This is a genomic window from Nonomuraea sp. NPDC050153 (assembly GCF_044460125.1).
In the GTDB taxonomy this organism is placed as follows: Bacteria; Actinomycetota; Actinomycetes; order Streptosporangiales; family Streptosporangiaceae; genus Nonomuraea.
The window spans coordinates 112,826-133,611 of sequence record NZ_JBITJQ010000003.1 but is presented as its reverse complement, the minus strand read 5'-3'; the positions used below and the strand labels follow the sequence as shown (position 1 = coordinate 133,611).

The window sequence follows — 20,786 nt, the reverse complement described above, 5'->3', positions numbered from 1 at the left end:
GGCGTGCCGGACATCGTCCGATCAGAGCGCGAGGTGGACCCGGTACTCCCTGAGCCACGCGTCGAGCTGCAGCAGCCGCTCCAATGAGGCGCGGGCGGCGAGGGAGCTGGTGTCGCCCACGGGGCGCTCGACGAGCGCACGTGCCTTGTCCAGGTCGAGCAACTGGGCGCAGGGTGTGTCGCGCTCGACCAGGGCGCGGGCCTCGTCGCGCAGCGCCTGTTCGTAGGCCGGGTCCTGGGTGGCCGGGTAGGGGCTCTTGACGCGCTGGAGCACGGATTCGGGCAGCAGGTCGGCGGCGGCCGCGCGCAGCAGGCTCTTCTCCCGCCCGTCGAAGGTCTTCATCGCCCAGGGGGCGTTGAAGACGTACTCCACCAGCCGGTGGTCGCAGAACGGCACCCGAACCTCCAGCCCGACGGCCATGCTCATCCGGTCCTTGCGGTCGAGCAGGATCTGCACGAACCGGGTGAGGTGCAGGTAGCCGACCTCGCGCATGCGCCGCTCGTGCCCCGTCTCGCCGGGCAGCTCGGGCACCTCGGCCAGCGCCTGGCGGTATCTCATGTCCTGGTAACCGGCGACGTCGAGCGTGCGCGCCAGGTCCTCCTTGAACAGCTCCTCCACCCCCAGGCGGTCGGCGAGGCCGCCGGCGAACCACGGGAAGGTGTCGGCCGCGACCGCCGCCGGGTCGTGGAACCACCGGTAGCCGCCGAAGACCTCGTCGGCGGACTCCCCGGACAGCGCCACCGTGGAGTGCCCCCTGATCGCCTTGAACAGCAGGTAGAGCGAGCTGTCCATGTCGCCGATGCCGATCGGCAGGTCGCGGGCGCGCAGCACGGCGGCCCGCACGGCCGGGCTCATCAGCTCCCGCGAGTCGAGCACGATGTCGGTGTGCTCGGCGCCGATGTGCTCGGCCAGCTCGTGCACGTACGGCGCGTCGGGCGTCGGATGGACGGGATCGGGCCTGAAGTTCTCCGTGTAGCCGACGAAGTCCACGGCGAACGAGCGCACCGGCCCCAGGTCCTGATCCGACAAGCCCCTGGCGGCCAGCGCGGTGATCGTGCTGGAGTCGAGGCCGCCCGACAGCAGCGCGCACAGCGGGACATCGCTGATGAGCTGGCGGTGGACGATGTCCTCCAGCAGGTCGCGCACCGTCTTGACGGTGGAGTCGACGTCGTCCTGGTGCTCATGGGACTCCAGCTGCCAGTAATGGTGCTTGCTGATCCCGTCGCGGGTCACCCGTACGAGCTGGCCGGGGCGCACCTCGTACATGCATTTGAAGATCCCGTGCTCCGGCGTCTTGACGTACGCCACCAGCTCGCGGAGCCCGTCGGCGTCGAGCACCGGCTGGGCGAGCGGGTTGGCGAGGATCGCCTTGGGCTCCGAGCCGAACAGCACGCCGTGGGCGGTCGGGTAGTAGTACAGCGGCTTGATCCCCATGCGGTCGCGGACCAGCAGCAGCTCCTCGCGCTCGGCGTCCCAGACGGCGAAGGCGTACATGCCGTTCAGGCGGGTGGCCAGGTCCGCGCCCCACTCGACGTAGGCGCGCAGGACCACCTCGGTGTCGCTCCGGGTGCGGAAGCGGTGCCCGCGGGCGGCCAGCTCCGAGCGCAGCTCGCGGTAGTTGTACACCTCGCCGCTGTACGTGAGGACGGCCGGCGCCCGTCCCTCCTCTTCGGCGACCATCGGCTGCCGGCCGCCGGGGAGGTCGATGATCGCCAGCCTCCGGTGACCGATGACGGCGTGCGGCGCCGTCCAGAGCCCCTCGTCGTCAGGGCCGCGGCAGGCCATCGTGTCCGTCATGGCCTGCGCGGTGGCCCGGTCGTCCTGCAGGTCCCGCTCGAAGTCAACCCAGCCGCAGATGCCGCACATGCTCGGCTCCTCCCGATTTCCCAGACGCCCCCCTGATGCCCCGCCCGGGCGGGATATCACGCTCCCGAACGCCTCCGGCCCGGCAGGCGCCGCCTCGGATGAAAGGATCGGAGGGATTTCGTATGACCGAAAGGCACAGAGATGGCTCCGAACATCGCCACCGCACGCCACATCGACCTGCCCGAGCTGCTCGAATTCCTCCGCCCCAGGCACCACGGCCTGCTCTCGACCACCCGCAAGGACGGCCGGCCACAGCTCTCCCCCGTCAGCTGCGGGGTCGACCAGGCCGGCCGGATCGTGGTCTCCACGTATCCCGACCGGGTCAAGGCCCGTAACGCCCGCCGCGACGAGCGGGTGTCCATCTGCGTGCTGTCCGACGACTGGAACGGCCCCTACGTCCAGGTCGACGGGCACGCGGAGGTGCTGGACATGCCCGACGCCCTCGACGCTCTGGTCGAGTACTACCGGTGCATCGCCGGCGAGCACCCCGACTGGGACGAGTACCGCGCCGCCATGCACCGCCAGGACAAGTCGCTGATCCGCATCCACATAGACCGCTGGGGCCCCGTCGCGACCGGCGGCTTCCCCGCCCGCCTGATATCGGAATGACGCGCCCGCCGACCAGGGGGTGAGCCCGATCGCCCGCACCCCCGGAGCCGTCCGGCACCTCGTGCCCGGGATCGGGGGCGCGGTGCTGTGGACGCACGCCGAGGACGTGCTCCGCGCTCTCCTGAAGCACTCAAGTCAGCGGTTGGGACACGATCGCCCTCGCCCTGACCTGGGCTTTGCCCTGAAAATTAATAAAGGATGGCAAAAATCCCCAAATCTCTCTAGTCCGGAATAGAGGGCCCGAGCCGTGGATAGGGATACGGAAAGGAATCCGCGTCCGTAGGAGGGATCATGGCCGTCACCCAGCCGCGAAGGCGCACGACCGCCGGGCCCGACGGGAATGGCGCCAAGCGGTTCACCCTGGACCTGCCGATGTTCGGCATCCAGGTCCGGCAGCCCGAGCTCCGGCGCCCGCACGTAGAGATGCCGCACATCGAGCTGCCACGAATACAGATGCCGCGGGTCCAGATGCCCAGCATCCCGATGCCGAACATCCCGATGCCACGTGTCAGCAGGCAGGAGCTCGGCCACTACGTCGACGTCGCCCGCACGTTCCTTCCCGCGCCCGAGCGCATCGCCTATTACGGGGCACTCGGCGCGCTCGCCGCGATCGGGGTGCTCGAATGGCCCGTCGCGGCCGCCATCGGCGCCGGGACGATCATCGCGCAGCGGGGACAGCAGCAGCGGACCACGTACGGCCGGGCGCGTACGACCGCCGCACCGGCCAAGGAGCCCGCGGCGCGGGAGACCACGACGCCCAGCAGGCGGGCCGCGACCGCCACGCGGCGCGGGACGGCAGCCGGCGCCACGACCGCCACCACGACGACCGGCAGGCGCAGGGCCACCACGACCGGCACCACGCGCAGGGCCACCACGACCACCGGCAAGGCCACCACGACCGGCGGCACCGCCGGCACCACCGGCAGGGCGGGCACGACCACCCGCACCACTACCAGGACCACCGCCGCCAAGCCGGCCACAACCACCCGCACCACGAGAGCCACCAGAGCCACCGCCGCCGAACCAGCCACGACGGGCGGCACCACGCGGGCCACCGCCGCCAAGCCGGCGACGAGCGCCCGCACCACCAAGACCACCGGCACCACGAGAAGCACCACCGGCAAGCCGGCCGCGACCTCGCGCACCACCACCAGGAAATCCACCTCGACTTCGAGCTCGACAAGCAGGCGAAAGAGCACCGCGCCCAGCAGGTGACGACGACGCCGTAGACGGGAGATCACATGGCGTTGTTCGGCCTGCTCAACACTGGCACGTTCCTGAACATGTTCCCGGAGCCGGTGCGGAGCGCACTCCCGCGCTCCCGCCGCGTTCAGCCATGTCCGGGCGGAGCGCGTATCGAGTTGCGCGACATCGGCGGCCCGCGCACCGAGCGGCGCGCCCGCGAACTGGAGGAGCGCCTCAGGGCGGCCGGCGTGCCGCGCGCCGAGGTGAACGGCTCGCTCGGCTGCGTCTTCGTGGCCTGCGACGTCACGACGGACGACCTGGACAAGCTCGTGGCCGTCGTGGAGGAGTTCGACGAGGGCGGGGACGGCCTCCCCGCCCCCGCGCGGGACGGCGAGGAGCAGCAGGACCGCGCCGTGGTGAGCCTGGGCCTGCACCTGGTCGGCACCGGGCTCGCCCTGGCCGGCCGGATGGCCCGCGTCCCGCGGTTGTCCGCGGCCGTGCCCAGCCTCCTCTCGCTGGCCGAGCACACCCCCCGGGTACGCGGCGAGCTGGAGGAGCGCATCGGCAAGCCCGGCGCGGACGCGTTGATCGCGATGACCCGGGTCGTCTCCAACACGCTGGCCATGCGCCCCATGTCCCTGCTGATCGACTCGGTCGCCGCGGCCGGCCGGTACATCGACTCGCGCGCCGGGCTCCAGGCGTGGGGACAGCGCGAGGAGCAGTTCGCGGCGGTGGAGGGGGCCTACCGCCACACCAGGGCCGCCGCCGCGCCGCGCCCGGGCCGGCTCCCCCGCGGGCCCGTGGAGCGGTACGCCGACGCTGCCGGTGCGGTGTCGCTGACCGGGCTCGGCCTGACCACGGTGATCAGCAAAGACCGCGAGCGGGGCCTGTCCGTGCTGGTCGCCGGCGTCCCCAAGGCCGCGAACCTCGGCAGGGAAGCCTTCACCAGCGCCGTCGCCCGCGCGCTCGCCGGGCGCGGCATGATGGTGCTCGACCGCGACGTGCTCGTCCGCATGGACCGCATCGACACCGTGGTCTTCGACGCCGCCTTGCTCACCACGGGCGCCTGGACGATCGACGACGTGACCTCGCTCGGCCCCACCGGGGACTCGGACGACCTCTACACCCGGCTCCACTCACTGATCGACCTCGCCGACCCGGCGGCCCGGCGGGAGCTCGACGGGTGGAGCACCGAGCCTCACGGGGCGGAGGACCGTACCACCGTCATGGTCAAACGCGACGGAACCCCGATCGCCCTGGTCCACCTGGCCCCCGAGCTGCATCCGCTCGCCGAGGCCCTGGTCGCGGCGTCGAAGGGCGCCTGCGAGGTGGTCCTGGCCGGCGGGGAGGCCGCGCTCGCCAAGCGGCTGCGCGTGAGCCGCGTCGTCCAGAACGGGCAGCGGCTGGGCGCGTCGGTGCGGGCGCTGCAGTCGGAGGGGCACGCCGTGGCCCTGGTGTCGCAGCGGGGCCGGCGCGGGCTGCGCCAGGCCGACATGGGCATCGGGGTCCTCGACGGAGCGCGGTGGGTGCCGTGGGACGCCGACGTGATGGGCGGGCTCGAAGGCGTGCACCTGCTGCTGCAGTGTCTGCCGGCGGCCAGGAAGGCCAGCGTCCGCGGGGTGCTCGTGGCGGCCGCCGGCTCGGTCGCCGGCACGGGGCTGGCGTTTCTCGGCCCGGCCACGATGGCCGTCCGACGCGCCAACCTGGCCCGCGACTGCACCGCGCTGGCCGCCTTCGCGGCCGGTGAGTGGGCCGGGCGCAGCGCCGGGAACAGACCCGCGCCGATGCTCGCCGACCACACGCCCTGGCACGCCATGGCGGCCCGCGACGTCCTGGCCCGGCTGTCCGCCTCGCCCGACGGGCTGAGCGAGGCGGAGGCCGCCCGCCGCAGGACGGGCCAGGCGCGGCCGGCGGAGGCCGGCCCCGAGTCCCTGCTCAACGCGACCCTGCACGAGTTGGCCAACCCGCTGAGCCCGGTCCTGGCCGCGGGCGCGGGCGTGTCGGCCGGGCTCGGCTCCGCGCTGGACGCCGTGCTCATCTGCGGCGTGATGGTGGTGGACGCCGCGCTCGGCGGCGCGCAGCGGCGGAACGTCGCGCGGGCGCTGCACCGCCTCACCGAGACCACGGCCATCCGGGTGCGGATCCTCCGTCCCACGGGCTCCGTGGCGGGCTTCGCCGAGGACCTGGTGCCAGGGGACGTGATCGAGCTGCGCGCCGGCGACGCCGTACCGGCCGACGGGCGGCTGCTCCAGGCGGCCGGGCTCGAGATCGACGAGTCCACCCTCACCGGCGAGTCGCAGCTCGTCTCCAAGACGGACGCCCCGACCGCGGCGCCCGCCGTCGCGGACCGCACCTCGATGGTCTACAAGGGCACGACCGTCGCGGCGGGCCACGGGTTCGCCGTGGTCGTGGCCACGGGAGAGGCCACCGAGGCGGGCAGGACCGCCAGGCTCGTCCAGGAGGGCCCGCCGCCGAGCGGGGTGGAGCTGCGCCTGCGCGCGCTGAGCCGCCGGATCCTCCCGGCGGCTCTCGGCTCCGGCGTGGTGCTGATGGCCGTCGAGCTGGTACGCGGCTCGCCTCTGTCGCAGGCCCTGGCCCCGGCCGTCAGCATGATGGTGGCCGCGGTCCCCGAGGGGCTGCCTTTCGTCGCCACCGCCGCCGAGCTGGCCTCGGCCAAGCGGCTGTCGGCCCACAACACGCTGGTGCGCAACCCGTCCACGATCGAGGCGCTCGGCCGCGTGGACGTGCTCTGCTTCGACAAGACGGGCACGCTCACCGAAGGCCACATCAGCCTGCGGCGGGTGTCGGACGGCCGGGTCGAGCAGTCGGTGGAGGAGGCCACGCCGGAGCTGCGGGCCATCGTGGGCGCGGCGCTGCGCGCGGGGCCCAGGTTCGAGGGCGGGCGGGCCATCCCGCACCCCACGGACCGCGCGATCGTTGAGGGCGCCGGGAAGCTCGGCGTCACCCCGAGGTACGGGCTGCGCAAGTGGCACCGCGTGGACGAGCTGCCCTTCGAGCCGGCCCGCGGCTACCACGCCGTCCTCGGCCGGTCGGAGGAGGGACAGCTGCTGAGCGTCAAGGGCGCTCCCGAGATCGTGCTCACCAGTTCCACGCACATCGTCGCGGGCGGGGAGCGCGTGCCGCTGGACGATCGGACGAGGCGGCAGCTGGAGGAGGAGGTGGACCGGCTCGCGCTGCGGGGCTACCGGGTGCTCGCCGTGGCCGAGCGCCCCGCCTCCAGCCGCGCCGACCTCGACGAGTCGCGCATCGAGAACCTGTGCTTCCTCGGGTTCCTGGGCCTGGCGGATCCGGTGCGGCCGACGGCGAAGCGCAGCGTGGAGGGGCTGGCCCGGGCCGGTGTGCGGGTCGCCATGCTCACCGGCGACCACCCCAGCACGGCGGAGGCCATCGCCGCGGAGATCGGCGCCCTGAACGGCCTGCGCGTGATGACCGGCCCGGAGCTCGATCAGCTGGACGACGACGCGCTGGCCGACGAGCTGCCGAAGGTGGCGGTGTTCGCCCGGGTCACGCCCGAGCACAAGGCGCGGATCGTCACCTGCTGGCGCAAGGCCGGCAAAGTCGTGGCCGTGACCGGCGACGGCGCCAACGACGTGCCCGCGATCCGGCTCGCCGACGTGGGCGTCGCCCTCGGCTCGCGCGCCGCGCCCGCCACCAGGGCCGCCGCCGACATCGTCGTGGTGGACGACCGCATCGAGACGATCATCGACGCGATCGTCGAGGGCCGGGCCATGTGGACCTCCGTACGCGACGCGCTGGGCATCCTGCTCGGCGGCAACGTCGGGGAGATCGCCTTCGCCCTGGGGTCCAGCCTGCTCACCGGGCGCAGCGCGCTCAACGCCCGACAGCTCCTGCTGGTCAACCTGCTCACCGACATGCTGCCCGCGATGGCGGTGGCCATCCGGCCGCCGAGCGCCGCGAGCCCGGAGAAACTGCTGGCCGAGGGCCCTGAGGCCTCACTGGGCGCCGCGCTGACCAAGGACATCTACCTGCGCGCCGTCACCACGGCCGTGGCGGCGGGCGGGTCGTGGGTGCTGGCCCGGATGACCGGCACCCGGGGCCGGGCCGACACGGTGGGGCTCATCGGCCTCGTGGCGGCCCAGCTGCTGCAGACGCTGTCACTGGGCAGCGGGGATCGCACGGTGGTGCTCGCCTCGGTGTCGTCCCTGGCGGCGCTGGGCGTGATCGTCTCTGTGCCCGGTCTCAGCCAGCTTTTCGGCTGCCAGCCGGTCGGGCCGCTGGCGTGGGGCATCGGGCTCGGGTGCGCCGCGGCGACGTCCCTGGTGGGGGCCATGATCGAGCGGGCGGCCATCTCAGGATAGTCATCTTTCGTTCACCCTATGGACATTCGGATTTGCACCGTATATACATCTTTCTACCTAAATATGACTTGAAGCGTAGTTCTATCAATGAGGTAGAGAGTTGTCCGAGTTCCTGGCCTCCCTGCTCGCCAAGGCCGCCATGATGCTCCTTGAGGCGCTGCTCGCTCGGTTCGTCCAGAGCCTCGCCGCGTCGATCTTCACCCCGGCCGGCCTCCGGCTGGCCTGACCGCCCTTCCAGCCTTCCGACAGACACGAACCCACTCCGTGCGGAGTGGGTTCGTGTCTGTCGGACGATCGTGCCGCCACGCCCCCTCCAAGGCGTGGCGGGCGGCTCATTCGTCGCAGAAGATGACCACGCGGGCCACGTGGCGCTCGTCCTCGACGGCTTCGCCGGGGCGGCGCCGGCCGCTCACGACGACCTGGCCCGTGCGCGGGTCGACGACGCGATAGGCGCTCGGCAGCCCGTCCTCACGCGTCGGGCGCAGCGCGCCGCCGTTCTCCTGGTAGACCACCTGCAGGCGGCCGGGCACCCGCAGGGCACGCGGGCTGATGAACGTCTCCCAGTCCGGCTCCATGTCGGTCGTGGGCAGGCCGTCCAGGATCTTGCCGAGCAGCCCGACATAGGTGGAGCCCTCGAAGTCGAGGGATTCGCGCCAGCCGCCGGACGGGGCCAGGAAGTAGGGCTCGTGACCGGGCTCGTCGGCGTGGAGCTTCCACTGCCAGATGTTCGCGGCGCCGTAGACGACGCCCATGGCCCCGCCCGCGCACAGGTTGCTCCACGCCTCGTGGCCCTGCCACCAGCCGGCGGCGTTGGTGGCGCTGCGCGTCTGCTCGTAGGTGGGCTCGCCGTTGGCGACGGCCTTGACGGGCGTGTCGCGCCGCATGACGGCGACCCGTTCGGGAACGTGCTCGCCGCCGTGGCCGGTCTGGCACCACTGGAAGTCGAGCCAGTCGGCGTCCTGGCAGGCCCGGTTGTCGGCGTGCGGGCGGTAGTGGATGCCGGTGGGCTGGGCGTAGCAGTCCCAGGCGTGGACCTCGGCGCCGCCGGCCGCGATCTGCGGCTCGCGGCCGGAGCCGTCGGCGCCGACGAGGTAGATCGCGGGGCGGGCGCCGTAGCGGGCCACCAGGTAGCGGCAGTAGCGGGCGTACTCCTCGGGAGGTACGACCGTGCCGGCCACGTCGAGCCCCTTCCAGCCGAAGCCCTGGAAGACCGGCTGGAGCACCGGCACGATCTCGTGCTCCACGAGGATGTCCAGGAGCCGGTCCAGGTACTGGAAGTAGGCGGGGTTGAGCGCGTTGACGTGGCCGGTGGGCAGGTCCTCGAAGGCCACGTCGAAGCCCTCGTCGGCGGAGCGGTCGCGCGGGCCGACGGCGCGCATGTCGGGCTGGACCGACATCAGCAGCACCGCGTTGAAGCCCTTGGCCTGCCGGTCGGCCGCGTAGACGCGGACCTGCTCCTCGGTGGCCCGCCAGGGCAGGCCCCAGGCGGTGTCGGCGACCATGATCGCCGGAGTGCCGTCGGCGTGGACGAGGCTGCGCCCGCCCGGCGACATCGTCCAGAAGCCGTGCCGCCGGAACCGGTGCGCGGGCGGCTCGACGGCCTCGACCTCGATGATCCCGGACGCCCCGCGAAGCCCGCGGTCGTCGAGGGACGCGTCGGTGGTCCAGTGCCAGCGGCCGTGCGACAGCGGCGAGCTGAACCGGACCCGCCAGGTGCGACCGCCGTCGTAGAACGCGGGCCGGCGCAGGGACAGCCCCGTGTCGTGGGTGAAGTCGGCCCACACCTCGACGGCGGTGTAGGCGTCGGGGAGGTCGGCCGAGGCGGTGAGGGTGATCTCCACCTCGCGCCAGGCGCCCCCGACGCGCGCCACGTCGCCCATCAGCCGTCCACCTGGGCGCTGAGCAGCGCCTTCCGTGCGATGCGCTGCGCGGCCAGGGCGTCCTGACGGGCCTGCGCCTCGGCCAGGGCGTCCACGTCGAGGACCTGCAGGGCCCGCCAGATCGTCCGCATGACCTCTACCCCGGCCCGGGCGGCCTCCACCGAGTCCTCGCGGAAGGGGAACTGGTCAAGCTGCCAGACGCCCTGCCAGCCGGCCTGGCGCAGGGTGTGGAAGAACTCGAAGGTCTCGACGAGGTGGATGGAGCCGACGACCATGTCGTCGTCCCAGCCCCTGAAGTTGTCGTTGACGTCGATGGCGTAGAGCCGGTCGTGGTCGAGGATCAGCTGGGCGGCGTCGGCCGGGGACTCCAGGCCGTACAGGGAGTGGCCGAAGTCGAGCAGGATGCCGACGTTGGGCACGTCCATCTTCTCGATGGCCAGCAGGGTGCGGGCGGCCGAGGAGAAGGTCATCCGGTTACGCGGCTCGCGCGGCTTGTACTCGATGGCGAAGCGCAGGTCGGGGTGGCGCTGGGCCAGCTCCCGCACAGCGTCGATGGACATCTGCCACAGCGCCTTGTAGTCGGCCTGGAAGGGATAGTCCCAGCCGTCCTGGCCGGGCCAGAGCTTGACGTAGTCGCAGCCGAGGCGGCGGGCCAGGTCGGCGGACTCGCTGACCAGCTCGATGGCGTCGCGCCGGACGGCGGGGTCGGGGTTGGTGAAGCCGCCGCGGGAGAACTTCCTGGTGTAGATCTCCGGCGTCAGCGCGATGGCCCGCAGCCCGTTGGCCTTCAGCCGGTCCTCCAGCTGGTCCACGTCGAGGTCGGCGGGGTTGAACGGGTAGTTGATGTCGACGACGGACAGGCTGCCGACCTGGCCGGCGCGGTCGATCGCCTCCAGCGTGGAGACGGGCGGGCCGTACCCGTCCGTGGCGTAGCGGTCGCGGAACTGCCCGAAGTGCCAGAGCCCGGCGCCGAACAGTGGTTCTGCTGCCATGCGGAATGGTCTCCTATCCCTTGATCGCGCCGGCGAGGGCGCCTTGTGTGAAGAAGCGCTGGAACATCAGATAGACGATGAGGACCGGGAGGATGGACATGATGATGAAGGCGTTGAGCTGCCCGTAGTTGGAGGCGAACTGCGACTGGAAGGCCTGCAGCGCCAGTGGCACCGTACGCACGTCCTGGTCCTGCAGCAGCACCAGGGCCATCCCGTACTCGTTCCAGGTGGCGACGAAGTCCAGGATGAACAGGGCGGCCAGGGCGGGCTTGGCCAGCGGCAGGATCACCCCGACGAACAGCCGCCAGTTCCCCGAGCCGTCGATGCGGGCGGCCTCGTCGAGCTCGCGGGGCAGCGAGCGGAAGAACCCGTACAGGAAGAACACCTGGGACGGGATGCCGAACGCCAGGTAGGGCAGGATGATCCCGCTCGTGGAGTTCAGCAGCCCCATGCTGGACAGCGTGGTGAACATCGGGGCGATGGCGACCTGCACCGGCACCATCGCGCCCAGGGTGATCACGATGAGCAGCATCCGGTGCCGCCTGAAGCGCAGCCGCGCGATGGCGAACGCCGCCGCGGCCGAGACCATCAGGCCGAGCGGCACCTTGACGAGCGCGATGTAGGCGCTGTTTCCGGCCACGGTCCACAGCTCGCCCCGCTCGGCGGCGGCGGTGTAGTTGTCCCAGCGCCACACCTCCGGCAGCGCCCAGACCGAGGAGCGGCTGATGTCGGCGGTGGACTTCAGGGAGGTCAGCACCATGAAGGCGAACGGCGCGAGCCAGATCAGCGCGGTGACGACCAGCGCGATCCACAGGCCGATGAGCGGATAGTTGAACCGGCGGACAGCGGTCATCGCTCGTCCTCCTTCAAGGTCCACAGCAGGTACGGCAGGACGAGCGCCAAGGTGATCACAAGCAGGACGACGGCCAGCGCGTTGCCCCCTCCAAAGTTGTGGTTGATGAACGACTGGCTGTAGGACCACAGGGCCAGCACCTGGCTCGACTGGGCCGGGCCGCCGTTGGTCATGCCCACGATGAGGTCGAACACCTTGAGCGAGCTGATGACGGTGAGCACCAGGACGACGGTGAAGGTGGGCCGCAGCGCCGGGAGGGTGACGTTGCGGAAGGTCTGCCAGGCGGAGGCGCCGTCCAGCTTGGCCGCCTCGACGAGATCGGCCGGCACCGTCTGCAGCCCGGCCAGGAACAGCACCATGGAGAAGCCCGTCGTCTGCCAGACGAAGGCGACGAAGACGGAGTAGAGGGCGATCTGCGGGTCGCCGAGCCAGTCCTGGATCCGCGACGAGAGGCCGAGAGAGGTCAACGTGCTGTTGACCAGGCCGGAGTTCGGGTTGTAGATCCACGTCCACATGGTCGCCACGGCGATCGAGGCCAGCACGGCGGGGATGTAGAACGCCGAGCGCAGCAGGTTGCGGCCGAGGAGCCGGTGGTTGAGGGCCAGGGCGAGCAGCAGGGCGAGCACCGTGGGCACGATGAGCGAGAGCACGACCCAGATGACGCTGTTGCGCAGGGCCGTGTGGAAGACCGTGTCGTTGGTGAAGATGTCCTGGTAGTTCGCCAGTCCCGCCCAGATCTGCGGCACGGTGGGGAAGCCGTTCCACCGCACGAAGCTGAGGTAGATCGCCGAGACGATGGGGAACAGCAGGAAGATCCCGTAGAGCGCCAGCGCGGGCGCCAGGAACGGCAGCGCGCCCAGGAAGGGCAGGCTGCGGCGCGGCGTGCGGGGGCGGTGCGAGTGGTGGGTGGGTCGTGACGTGGTCGGGGCGGTGGACACGGTGGCCAAGGCCGCTCCTCCTCGGTTGATCGGACCGGCCGGAGGAACGATCCCCCGGCCGGTCACGGCTGGTCAGTCCTTGTGGGTGTCGATGAACTTCTGCAGCAGCGCGCCCGCCTCCTTGGGGGCGATCGAGCCGCTGGTGACCCCGTTCTGGATCCGCCAGTACTCGGTCGTCACGTCGGTGGGGAAGTTCTGGTCGTTGTTCAGGAAGAAGCCCTTGGCCTTGCCGGTCAGCTCGGCGATCTGCGTGTTGATCGGCGCGAGCGGGTTGGCTCCCTTGGTGTCCTTGTTCACCGGTACGGAGGAGAAGACGCCCAGGTACTTGCCCTCCACGGCGGCGGAGGTGAAGAAGTCCAGGAACTTGGCGGCCTCGTCCGGATGCTTGCTCGTCTTGCTGATGTACATGCCCTCGGAGAAGCCGTACAGCCGGTCGGTGCCCGTGGGCATCGGGAAGACGCCCACGTTGTTCTGGTCGTCGCCGGCGTCGATGTTCTGCTGCGTGAACCAGTCGCCCTCAAGCTGCATGGCCGACTTGCCCGAGTGGAACATCGCGCCCGCCTCGGCCACCGGCAGGCCGGCGAAGCCCTTGTTGAAGTAGTTCTCCGACCACTGCTTGAGCTGCTCGAAGGACTTGTCCACGCACGGCTGGCTGGCCCAGCTCGTCGCGCGGGTGTTGAGCTTGTCGCCCAGTTCGGCGCCGCAGTTGGTCTCGATGAACGTGTCCAGCAGGCGCATGACGTGCCAGTTGTCCTTGCCGCCCATGGTGATCGGGGTGAGCCCGGCGTCCTTGAGCTTCTGCGCGGCCGTGGCCCACTCCTGGTACGTGGTGGGAGGCGCGCTGATGCCCGCCTTGGCGAACTGGTCCTTGTGGTAGTAGACGACCTCGGTGCGCTGCGTCCAGGGCACGCCGTGGTAGCCGCCGTACTGGGTGTAGGCCTTCAGGGTCGACGGGTTGAACCGGTCGGCCCACTTGTACTGCTGGTAGTACTTGCTCAGGTCGAGGCTCACGCCCGACTTGACCAGCTCGCCGCCGAGGCCGGGGCCGGCCCAGTTGTAGTAGATATCGGGCCCGGAGCTACTGCCGGCCGTGGTCCGCAGCGCGTCCTTGTGCGCGTCTACCGCGCGGTACTGAAGATCTACCTTGATGTTCGGGTTCTGCTTCTCGAAGTCGCCGATAATCGACTTCAACGCGGCGCCTGCCGTCTCCGCGTTCTGCGTGACCATCCACCAGCTCAGCTTGACCTGCCCCCCGCTGGTCGCACTGGTGTCGTCTTGGACTCTGCCGCTGCAGGCGGCCAGGAGCAGCACGGATGCCGCGAGCGCTGCCGCTTTGCTTGGGGTGTTCATTGCTTCTCCAGAGGGCTGGAGGCGATTGAATAGCTATTCAATACCGCCTGTCTATTCGAGCGGAATGTAACGTCGGCGACATACAGCCGTCAAGAAGCAGGTGAGTCGCAAGCTTCTGCACCTCATTGACATGAACGCGATCCCGGCCTTAGCTTCAAAATATGCCTAGTCATATCGGAATAGATATTCAAGTCGTGGCCCGGTGATGATGTTGCTTGCTGCCGATCCGACGCGTTCGGCCGTCTATCGCCAGGCGGCCGAACGGATTCGCCGGGCCGACCGGCACACCGCGGCCGCGGAGCTGGACCAGTTGGCCACAGAGGTGCGCCGGAGCATCATCCGCATGATCGACCGGGCCCAGATGGGGCACGTCGGTGGTGACCTGTCCGTCACCGACATCCTGGTCACCTGCTTCTACGGCGTGCTGTCCGTCGATCCGGAACGCCCGCACTGGAGCGGGCGCGACCGTTTCGTGCTCAGCAAGGGGCACTGCGCGGCCGCCCTGTACTCGACCCTCGCCCACTGCGGCTTCTTCCCCGCGACCGAGCTGGACACCTTCATGGCCCCGCTGTCGGCGCTCAACGGTCACCCCAACCGCATCAAGGTCCCCGGCATCGAGACCAACACCGGCGCGCTCGGGCACGGCCTGCCCGTGGCCACCGGGTGCGCGCTGGCCGCCAAGCTCGACGGCGCGGACTGGCGCACGTTCGTGGTGCTCGGTGACGGGGAGTTGCAGGAGGGCAGCAACTGGGAGGCGGCCATGGCGGCCGCCCACCACGGCCTGTCGTCGCTGACCGCCGTCATCGACCGCAACCGGCTGCAGCAGGGCGCCAGGACGGAGGACACCAACGCCCTGGGCGCGCTGGACGACAAATGGCGCAGCTTCGGCTGGGAGGTACGCGAGGTCGACGGACACGACCACCTCGCCCTCCTGGAGGCGATGAGCGGCTCGTCCACCGGCAGGCCGGTCGCCGTCATCGCCCACACGATCAAGGGGAAGGGAGTGTCGTTCATGGAGGACCGGGTGGAGTGGCACCACAAGGTGCCCAGCCCCGACCAGGTCGAAGCGGCCCTCGCGGAGCTGGCGCGATGACCCTGACCGACCAGCAGACCGCCTTCGACTGCCGCCAGGACTTCGCCGCGGAGCTCCTGGCCCTGGCCGCGGAGGACGAGCGGATCGTGGCCGTCTGCAACGACTCCGTGGGCTCCAGCAACCTCGTCGGCTTCCGGGAACGTTTCCCCGACCGGCTGATCAACGTCGGCATCGCCGAGCAGGACCTCGTCGGGGTGGGCGCGGGGCTGGCCAACGCCGGCAAGATCCCCTTCGTGTGCGCGGCGGCGCCGTTCCTCACGGGCCGCGCCCTGGAACAGATCAAGGCCGACGTCGCCTACAGCGAGGCGCACGTCGTGCTCTGCGGGCAGAGCCCGGGCATGGCCTACGGCGAGCTCGGCCCCACCCACCACTCGATCGAGGACCTGTCCTGGATGCGCGCGGTCGCCGGGCTCGACGTGATCGTCCCGGCCGACTCCGTCCAGACGCGCGCCGCCGTCCGCTGGGCGGCGGCCTCCGGCAGGCCCAGCTACGTGCGCATCCCGCGGTTCAAGGTGCCCGTGGTCACGCCCGAGGGCGCGCCCTTCGAGCCGCGCAGGGCGGTGCTGCTCGCCGACGGCGACGACGCCACGGTGATCGCCATCGGCTCGCTGACCTCGCGCGCGCTGCAGGCGGCCGCCCGGCTCCGCGAGGAGGGCATCTACCTGCGGGTCCTCAACATGCCCTTCCTCGACCCGCTGGACGAGGACGCCATCGTCGCCGCCGCCCGGGAGACCCGCGGCATCGTCACCGCGGAGGAGGCCACCATCAGCGGCGGGCTCGGCGCGGCCGTCGCCGCCACCGTCGTCACCCGCCACCCCGTCCCCATGCGCATCCTCGGCGTGCCCCGCGTGTTCGCCCCCACCGGCGACACCGCCTTCCTGCTCGACCACTTCGGCCTGTCCGCCGACGGCATCGTCAGCGCCGTCAAGGACCTGCTGCGCCATGGCTAGCCCGCTCATCCTGGCCATCGACCAGGGCACCAGCTCCACCAAGGCGCTGCTCGTGGACGAGGCCGGCCGGGTCGTCTCCCGCGCCGTCGTGCCGGTCGCCGAGGCCCAGCCCCGCCCCGGCTGGGTCGAGCAGTCGGCCGACGAGCTGTGGCAGAGCGTGCGGCGGGCGGTCGCCGGTTGCGTCAGCCCCGAACTGGCCGCCCGGGTCGCCGGCGTGGGGTTCAGCAACCAGCGCGAGTCGCTGGTGCTGTGGGAGCGCCGCACCGGCGAGCCGGTCGGGCCGCTGATCAGCTGGCAGGACCAGCGCACCGCCGCCCAGTGCCGCGAGCTGGCCGCCACCGGGGCCGCCGGCCTGGTGCGGTCGGTGAGCGGGATGCCGCTGGACCCGATGTTCTCCGCGCTCAAGGCCCGCTGGCTGCTCGACACGTACGATCCGGACCGGCGCCGCGGCCGGGCGGGCGAGCTGTGCCTGGGCACCGTCGACTCCTGGCTGCTCAGCCGGCTGGGCGGGGAGCACGTCATCGAGGTCGGCAACGCCTCGCGCACCCAGTTGCTCGACGTCGGGACCGGGGACTGGGACCCGCGGCTGCTGGAGGTGTTCGAGGTGCCGGCCGAGGTGCTGCCGCGGGTGGTCGCCTCCTGCGGCGCCTTCCCCGCCGCCCGCGACCTCGCGCCGCTGCCCGACGGGGTGCCGGTGCTGGCGGTCATGGGCGACTCGCACGCCGCGATGTTCGCCCATGCCGGCTGGCGGCCCGGCGTGGTGAAGGCCACGTACGGCACCGGCTCCTCCGTGATGGCCATCGGCGACTGCGGTGAGGCCCCCGGGCTGTGCCGCAGCGTCGCCTGGGACATCGGCGGCCGGGTGCTGGGCGTCGAGGGCAACATCCGGGCGACCGGGCGCACGGTCAGCTGGCTCGCGGAGCTGTTCGGCGTACGCACCGAGGAGCTGCTGGCCGAGGCCGCGGACGCCAGCCCGGACGGCGTGCACTTCGTGCCGGCCTTCGGCGGGCTCGGCGCCCCGTGGTGGGAGCCGGCGGCCACCCCCGTCGTGTCCGGCCTGACGCTGGGCACCCGGCGCGGCCAGCTCGTCGCCGCCGCCCTGGAGGCCGTCGCCTTCCAGGTCGAGGACGTCGTGACGGCCATCGAGCGGGCCGTCGGCCAGGTGAGCGTGCTCATGGCCGACGGCGGGCTCACCCGCAGCGACCGGATGATGCGGCTGCAGGCCGACCTCGGCGGACGCGCCGTCGCCCGCCCCGGCGAGCACGACCTGTCGTGCCTCGGCGTGGCCGACGCCGCCGGGCTCGCGGCCAAGCTGTGGACGCTCGACGAGCTGGAACGGCGCCCGCGGCCCGCCGACCGGTTCGAGCCCACCCTGGACGAGACGGAACGCGCCGCCAGGAAGGCCGCCTGGCACGAGGCCGTGCGCAGATCCCAGCCCTCCGGAGAAGGGAACACCACATGACAGCAACGGCGCCGACCCCCCATCGGCGCGTCCCGATCCGCTGGATCATCGCCGCCGCCGTCGCCGTGCTGATCGTCCTCATGGCCGTCAGCACCGAGTACCGGACGGCCGAGACCGCGGCCGCGGCGGCACCGAAGAAGTTCGACCCGGCCGCGTTCGGCGCCCAGAACTACGAGGCCAAGGTCGTGCCCGCCGTCAAGAGCGCGGCCGTCGACCTGCCCGTCCTGCTCGACGCCCTGGCCGCCGGCAAGGACGCCGCGAGCCAGAAGTACGGCAAGCGCCAGGGCACCGGCCCCTACACCTTCGCCGTCAAGGTGACCGGCGAGGCCGGCGCGGCCAGGTCCGGGCTGCTCCCCGTCACCGTCAAGGGCCTGCCGGACGGCACCCGCGTCTCCGTGCAGACCGGCCCCGCCATCAACGGCACCGCGCTGCGCGACGCGGTGGGATTCATCACGTTCGGCCAGTTCACCAACCAGGTGGAGTACGCCGACGCCGCCACCGCCCTGAACAACCAGATGCGCGACAAGCTGCTCAAAGGGCTGGACGCGACGGCCCTGGAAGGCAGGCAGATCTCCGTCACCGGGGCGTTCACCCTGCTGACGCCGCAGACTGTGACGATCACCCCGGTGGCGATCTCATGACCGCCCCTGCCCCCGGCCCGGTCCTGCGGGCCTGCGAGGTCACCAAGGTGTACGGCGGCACGCACGCCCTCAAGGGCGTCGACTTCGCCGTCGCGCCCGGCCGCGTGACCGCGCTGTTCGGCGAGAACGGCGCCGGCAAGTCGACCCTGATGAAGATCCTGGCCGGGATCGAGCGGCCCACCACCGGCGACGTCGAGCTGGACGGGCGGCCCGTGCGGTTGCACTCGTCCCGCGACGCGGCCGACCAGGGCATCTCGATCATCCACCAGGAGCTCAGCCTCTGCCCCAACCTCAGCATCCAGGACAACCTGTTCCTGGCCCGCGAGGTCCGCACCGCGTACGGCTCCATCGACCGCAAGGCGCAGCGCGCGGCCACGGCCGCGGTCCTGCACCGACTGGAGGAGGACGTCGACCCCGACCGGCTCGTCGGCGACCTGCGCCTCGGCCAGCAGCAGCTGGTGGAGATCGCCCGCGCGCTGCTGCAGCAGGCCCGCGTCCTCATCATGGACGAACCCACCTCGGCCCTGACGGCGCCCGAGGTCGACGTGCTCTTCCGGGTGATCAGGGAGCTGACCGCCGCGGGCGTCGCCGTCGTCTACATCTCCCACCACCTGGACGAGGCACTGGAGATCGCCGACGACGTCGTGGTGCTGCGCGACGGGCGGCTGGTCGCCACGGCGCGGGCCGGCGAGGTCGACATCCGCTGGATCGTCGAGCAGATGGTCGGCCGCGACCAGGACACGCTGTTCCCCAGCCGGGAGCCGGTGCTCGGCGAGGAGGCGCTGGGCGTCCGGGGGCTCACCGTGGCCGACCCGGCCGTCCCCGACCGGCTGGCCGTGAACGGGCTGTCGCTCAGCGTGCGCGCGGGCGAGATCGTCGGCATCTACGGGCTGATGGGCTCCGGGCGCACCGAACTGCTGGAGACGCTGGCGGGCCGCCTGCGGCCCTCCTCCGGCGAGGTGCTGCTGGACGGGGCTCCCCTGCACGAGGCCGGGATCCGCGACCGCATCGGGCGGGGCGTGGTGCTGGTGCCCGAGGACCGCCAGCGCGACGGCCTCGTACAGACCATGTCGGTCGGGCAGAACCTGTCGCTGGCCGCGCTCGGCACGTTCGTCCGCGGCCTGTTCGTCTCCCAGGAGCGCGAGCGCGCCGCCGTCACCCGCGCCATCACCGACGTCACCGTCAAGACCAGCGGCGCCCAGGCGGCCATCGGGTCGCTGAGCGGCGGCAACCAGCAGAAAGTGATCATCGGCAAGGCGCTGCTGACCGGGCCGCGCGTCCTGCTGCTGGACGAGCCGTCCCGCGGCGTGGACGTGGGCGCCAAGGCCGACATCTTCGAGCTGATGGCGGCCCAGGCCAGGCGGGGCCTGGCCGTGCTGTTCACCACATCCGACGCCGAAGAGGCCCTGCACATCCCCGACCGGCTGCTGGTGCTCGCCCGCGGCGCCCTCGTCGGCGAGTTTCGGCGCGGCGAGCTGACCAGGGAGGAACTGATGCGCGTGTCCGACGGCGGAACTCAGGACGGTTCGTCATGACGGCGACGGCGACCACCGCGGCCCCGGAGCAGGCCGCCACCCGGGCCCGCCGCCTCTCGCTGCTGAACGTGGCCTTCGAGCTGCGTGCCTTCATCGCGCTCGCCGTCCTCATCGTGATCTTCGGCGTGCTGTCGGACTCCTTCCTCACCGTCCCCAACCTGATCACGATGACCAAGCACGTCGCCATCAACGGCGTGATCGCGATCGGCATGCTGCTGGTCATCCTCAAGGGCGGCATCGACCTGTCCGTCGGCTCCATCGTGGGCCTGTCCGGCGTGGTCGCCGGCGAGCTTTTGCAGGGGCTGCACGTCGGCGGCGTGATCGCCTACCCGCCGGTGTGGGTGGTGATCGTGCTGTGCGTCTCGGTCGGCATGGCGATCGGCCTGCTCAACGGGATCCTCGTCACCCGCTTCAACGTGGCGCCGTTCATCGCCACGCTCGGCATGCTGTACGTGGCCCGCGGCGCGGCGATGCTCATCTCCAACGGCGCCACCTACCCCAACCTGGGCGGCAACCCGGCGCTCGGCAACACCGGCTTCGAGCTGCTCGGCAGCGGGCGCCCGCTCGGCCTGCCCACCTCCATCTGGATCATGATCCTGCTGGCCGTGGCGGCGGTGCTGCTGCTGGCCAAGTCCCCGTTCGGCCGCTGGCTCTACGCCACCGGCGGCAACGAGCGGGCCGCCGACCTGTCCGGCGTGCCGATCCGGCGGGTCAAGACCATCGTGTACGTGATCTCCGGGGCCTGCGCGGCGGTCGCCGGGCTCATCATCGCCTCGGAGCTCACCTCGGCCGCCCCGCAGGCCGGGGAGACGTACGAGCTCAATGCCATCGCGGCGGTGGTCATCGGAGGCGCCGCGCTCAGCGGCGGCCGGGGCACCGTGCGCGGCACCCTGGTCGGCGCGTTCGTCATCGGGTTCCTCGCCGACGGCCTGGTGATCCTGGGCGTGTCGACGTTCTGGCAGATCCTCATCAAGGGCGCGGTCATCATCCTCGCTGTGATGCTCGACCAGGGCCAGCAGCGATTCAAGCGACGGGGAGCCGCCGCGGCGGCGGTCGCCGCAAGCAAGAAGCACGACTGAACCACAAGGAGAC

The 20,786-nt window shown here is 71.5% G+C and carries 16 protein-coding genes; 10 read left to right on the top strand and 6 right to left on the bottom strand.

The features are described 5' to 3' along the window. Positions 1–21: 21 nt before the first annotated feature. Positions 22–1,866, bottom strand: a complete 1,845-nt coding sequence (gene asnB, locus ACIBQ1_RS08820) for an asparagine synthase (glutamine-hydrolyzing) (protein ID WP_397275743.1) — start codon at positions 1,864–1,866, stop codon at positions 22–24. Between the two features lie 141 nt (positions 1,867–2,007). Between asnB and ACIBQ1_RS08815 the strand changes: the two genes are divergently transcribed. The 4 genes from ACIBQ1_RS08815 to ACIBQ1_RS08800 all read left to right on the top strand — a co-directional run bounded on the left by ACIBQ1_RS08815 (position 2,008) and on the right by ACIBQ1_RS08800 (position 8,226). Beyond that, a complete protein-coding gene (locus ACIBQ1_RS08815; RefSeq protein ID WP_397275741.1) occupies positions 2,008–2,475 on the top strand; it encodes a PPOX class F420-dependent oxidoreductase in 468 nt (155 codons plus the stop codon). Positions 2,476–2,766: 291 nt separating this feature from the next. Next, a complete protein-coding gene (locus ACIBQ1_RS08810) occupies positions 2,767–3,690 on the top strand; it encodes a hypothetical protein (RefSeq protein WP_397275739.1) in 924 nt (307 codons plus the stop codon). 26 nt (positions 3,691–3,716) lie between these two features. Then, positions 3,717–8,000: an HAD-IC family P-type ATPase gene (locus ACIBQ1_RS08805; protein WP_397275737.1), complete on the top strand. Its 4,284-nt coding sequence runs from the start codon at positions 3,717–3,719 to the stop codon at positions 7,998–8,000. Between the two features lie 100 nt (positions 8,001–8,100). Continuing rightward, positions 8,101–8,226, top strand: a complete 126-nt coding sequence (locus ACIBQ1_RS08800; RefSeq protein ID WP_397275735.1) for a hypothetical protein — start codon at positions 8,101–8,103, stop codon at positions 8,224–8,226. 106 nt (positions 8,227–8,332) lie between these two features. On the opposite strand, the gene ACIBQ1_RS08795 is transcribed toward ACIBQ1_RS08800, so the two are convergent. The 5 genes from ACIBQ1_RS08795 to ACIBQ1_RS08775 all read right to left on the bottom strand — a co-directional run bounded on the left by ACIBQ1_RS08795 (position 8,333) and on the right by ACIBQ1_RS08775 (position 14,013). Then, on the bottom strand, positions 8,333–9,880 hold the full coding sequence (locus tag ACIBQ1_RS08795) for a DUF4038 domain-containing protein (protein WP_397275733.1): 1,548 nt from the start codon (positions 9,878–9,880) through the stop codon (positions 8,333–8,335). Further along, positions 9,880–10,872 carry a sugar phosphate isomerase/epimerase family protein gene (locus ACIBQ1_RS08790; protein ID WP_397275731.1) on the bottom strand — a complete coding sequence of 331 codons (993 nt, stop codon included), beginning with the start codon at positions 10,870–10,872 and terminating at the stop codon, positions 9,880–9,882. The genes ACIBQ1_RS08795 and ACIBQ1_RS08790 overlap by 1 nt, the downstream gene beginning before the upstream one ends. 13 nt (positions 10,873–10,885) lie before the next feature. Further along, positions 10,886–11,725 (bottom strand): carbohydrate ABC transporter permease, encoded by an 840-nt coding sequence (locus ACIBQ1_RS08785; protein ID WP_397275730.1) that lies wholly within the window; start codon positions 11,723–11,725, stop codon positions 10,886–10,888. Then, the gene (locus ACIBQ1_RS08780) at positions 11,722–12,663 is read right to left on the bottom strand and encodes a carbohydrate ABC transporter permease (protein WP_397276734.1); all 942 of its coding nucleotides are present in this window, start codon (positions 12,661–12,663) and stop codon (positions 11,722–11,724) included. The genes ACIBQ1_RS08785 and ACIBQ1_RS08780 overlap by 4 nt, the downstream gene beginning before the upstream one ends. A 72-nt stretch (positions 12,664–12,735) precedes the next feature. Next, on the bottom strand, positions 12,736–14,013 hold the full coding sequence (locus ACIBQ1_RS08775; protein ID WP_397275728.1) for an extracellular solute-binding protein: 1,278 nt from the start codon (positions 14,011–14,013) through the stop codon (positions 12,736–12,738). Between the two features lie 205 nt (positions 14,014–14,218). On the opposite strand from ACIBQ1_RS08775, the gene ACIBQ1_RS08770 reads away from it, so the two are divergent. From ACIBQ1_RS08770 to ACIBQ1_RS08745, 6 genes are read left to right on the top strand one after another with little or no spacing between them, the layout of a single operon-like run. Continuing rightward, positions 14,219–15,106: a transketolase gene (locus ACIBQ1_RS08770; RefSeq protein ID WP_397275727.1), complete on the top strand. Its 888-nt coding sequence runs from the start codon at positions 14,219–14,221 to the stop codon at positions 15,104–15,106. Continuing rightward, positions 15,103–16,056, top strand: coding sequence for a transketolase family protein (locus ACIBQ1_RS08765; protein WP_397275725.1), 954 nt, complete (start codon positions 15,103–15,105; stop codon positions 16,054–16,056). Before ACIBQ1_RS08770 ends, ACIBQ1_RS08765 begins: the two co-directional genes overlap by 4 nt. Beyond that, positions 16,049–17,518 carry a glycerol kinase gene (locus ACIBQ1_RS08760; RefSeq protein WP_397275723.1) on the top strand — a complete coding sequence of 490 codons (1,470 nt, stop codon included), beginning with the start codon at positions 16,049–16,051 and terminating at the stop codon, positions 17,516–17,518. The genes ACIBQ1_RS08765 and ACIBQ1_RS08760 overlap by 8 nt, the downstream gene beginning before the upstream one ends. After that, complete coding sequence (locus tag ACIBQ1_RS08755; protein ID WP_397275721.1) at positions 17,515–18,159, top strand: DUF2291 family protein; 645 nt, start codon at positions 17,515–17,517, stop codon at positions 18,157–18,159. Before ACIBQ1_RS08760 ends, ACIBQ1_RS08755 begins: the two co-directional genes overlap by 4 nt. Continuing rightward, a complete protein-coding gene (locus tag ACIBQ1_RS08750; protein ID WP_397275719.1) occupies positions 18,156–19,694 on the top strand; it encodes a sugar ABC transporter ATP-binding protein in 1,539 nt (512 codons plus the stop codon). Before ACIBQ1_RS08755 ends, ACIBQ1_RS08750 begins: the two co-directional genes overlap by 4 nt. Beyond that, a complete protein-coding gene (locus tag ACIBQ1_RS08745; protein WP_397275718.1) occupies positions 19,691–20,773 on the top strand; it encodes an ABC transporter permease in 1,083 nt (360 codons plus the stop codon). The genes ACIBQ1_RS08750 and ACIBQ1_RS08745 overlap by 4 nt, the downstream gene beginning before the upstream one ends. The last annotated feature ends 13 nt before the right edge of the window (positions 20,774–20,786 follow it).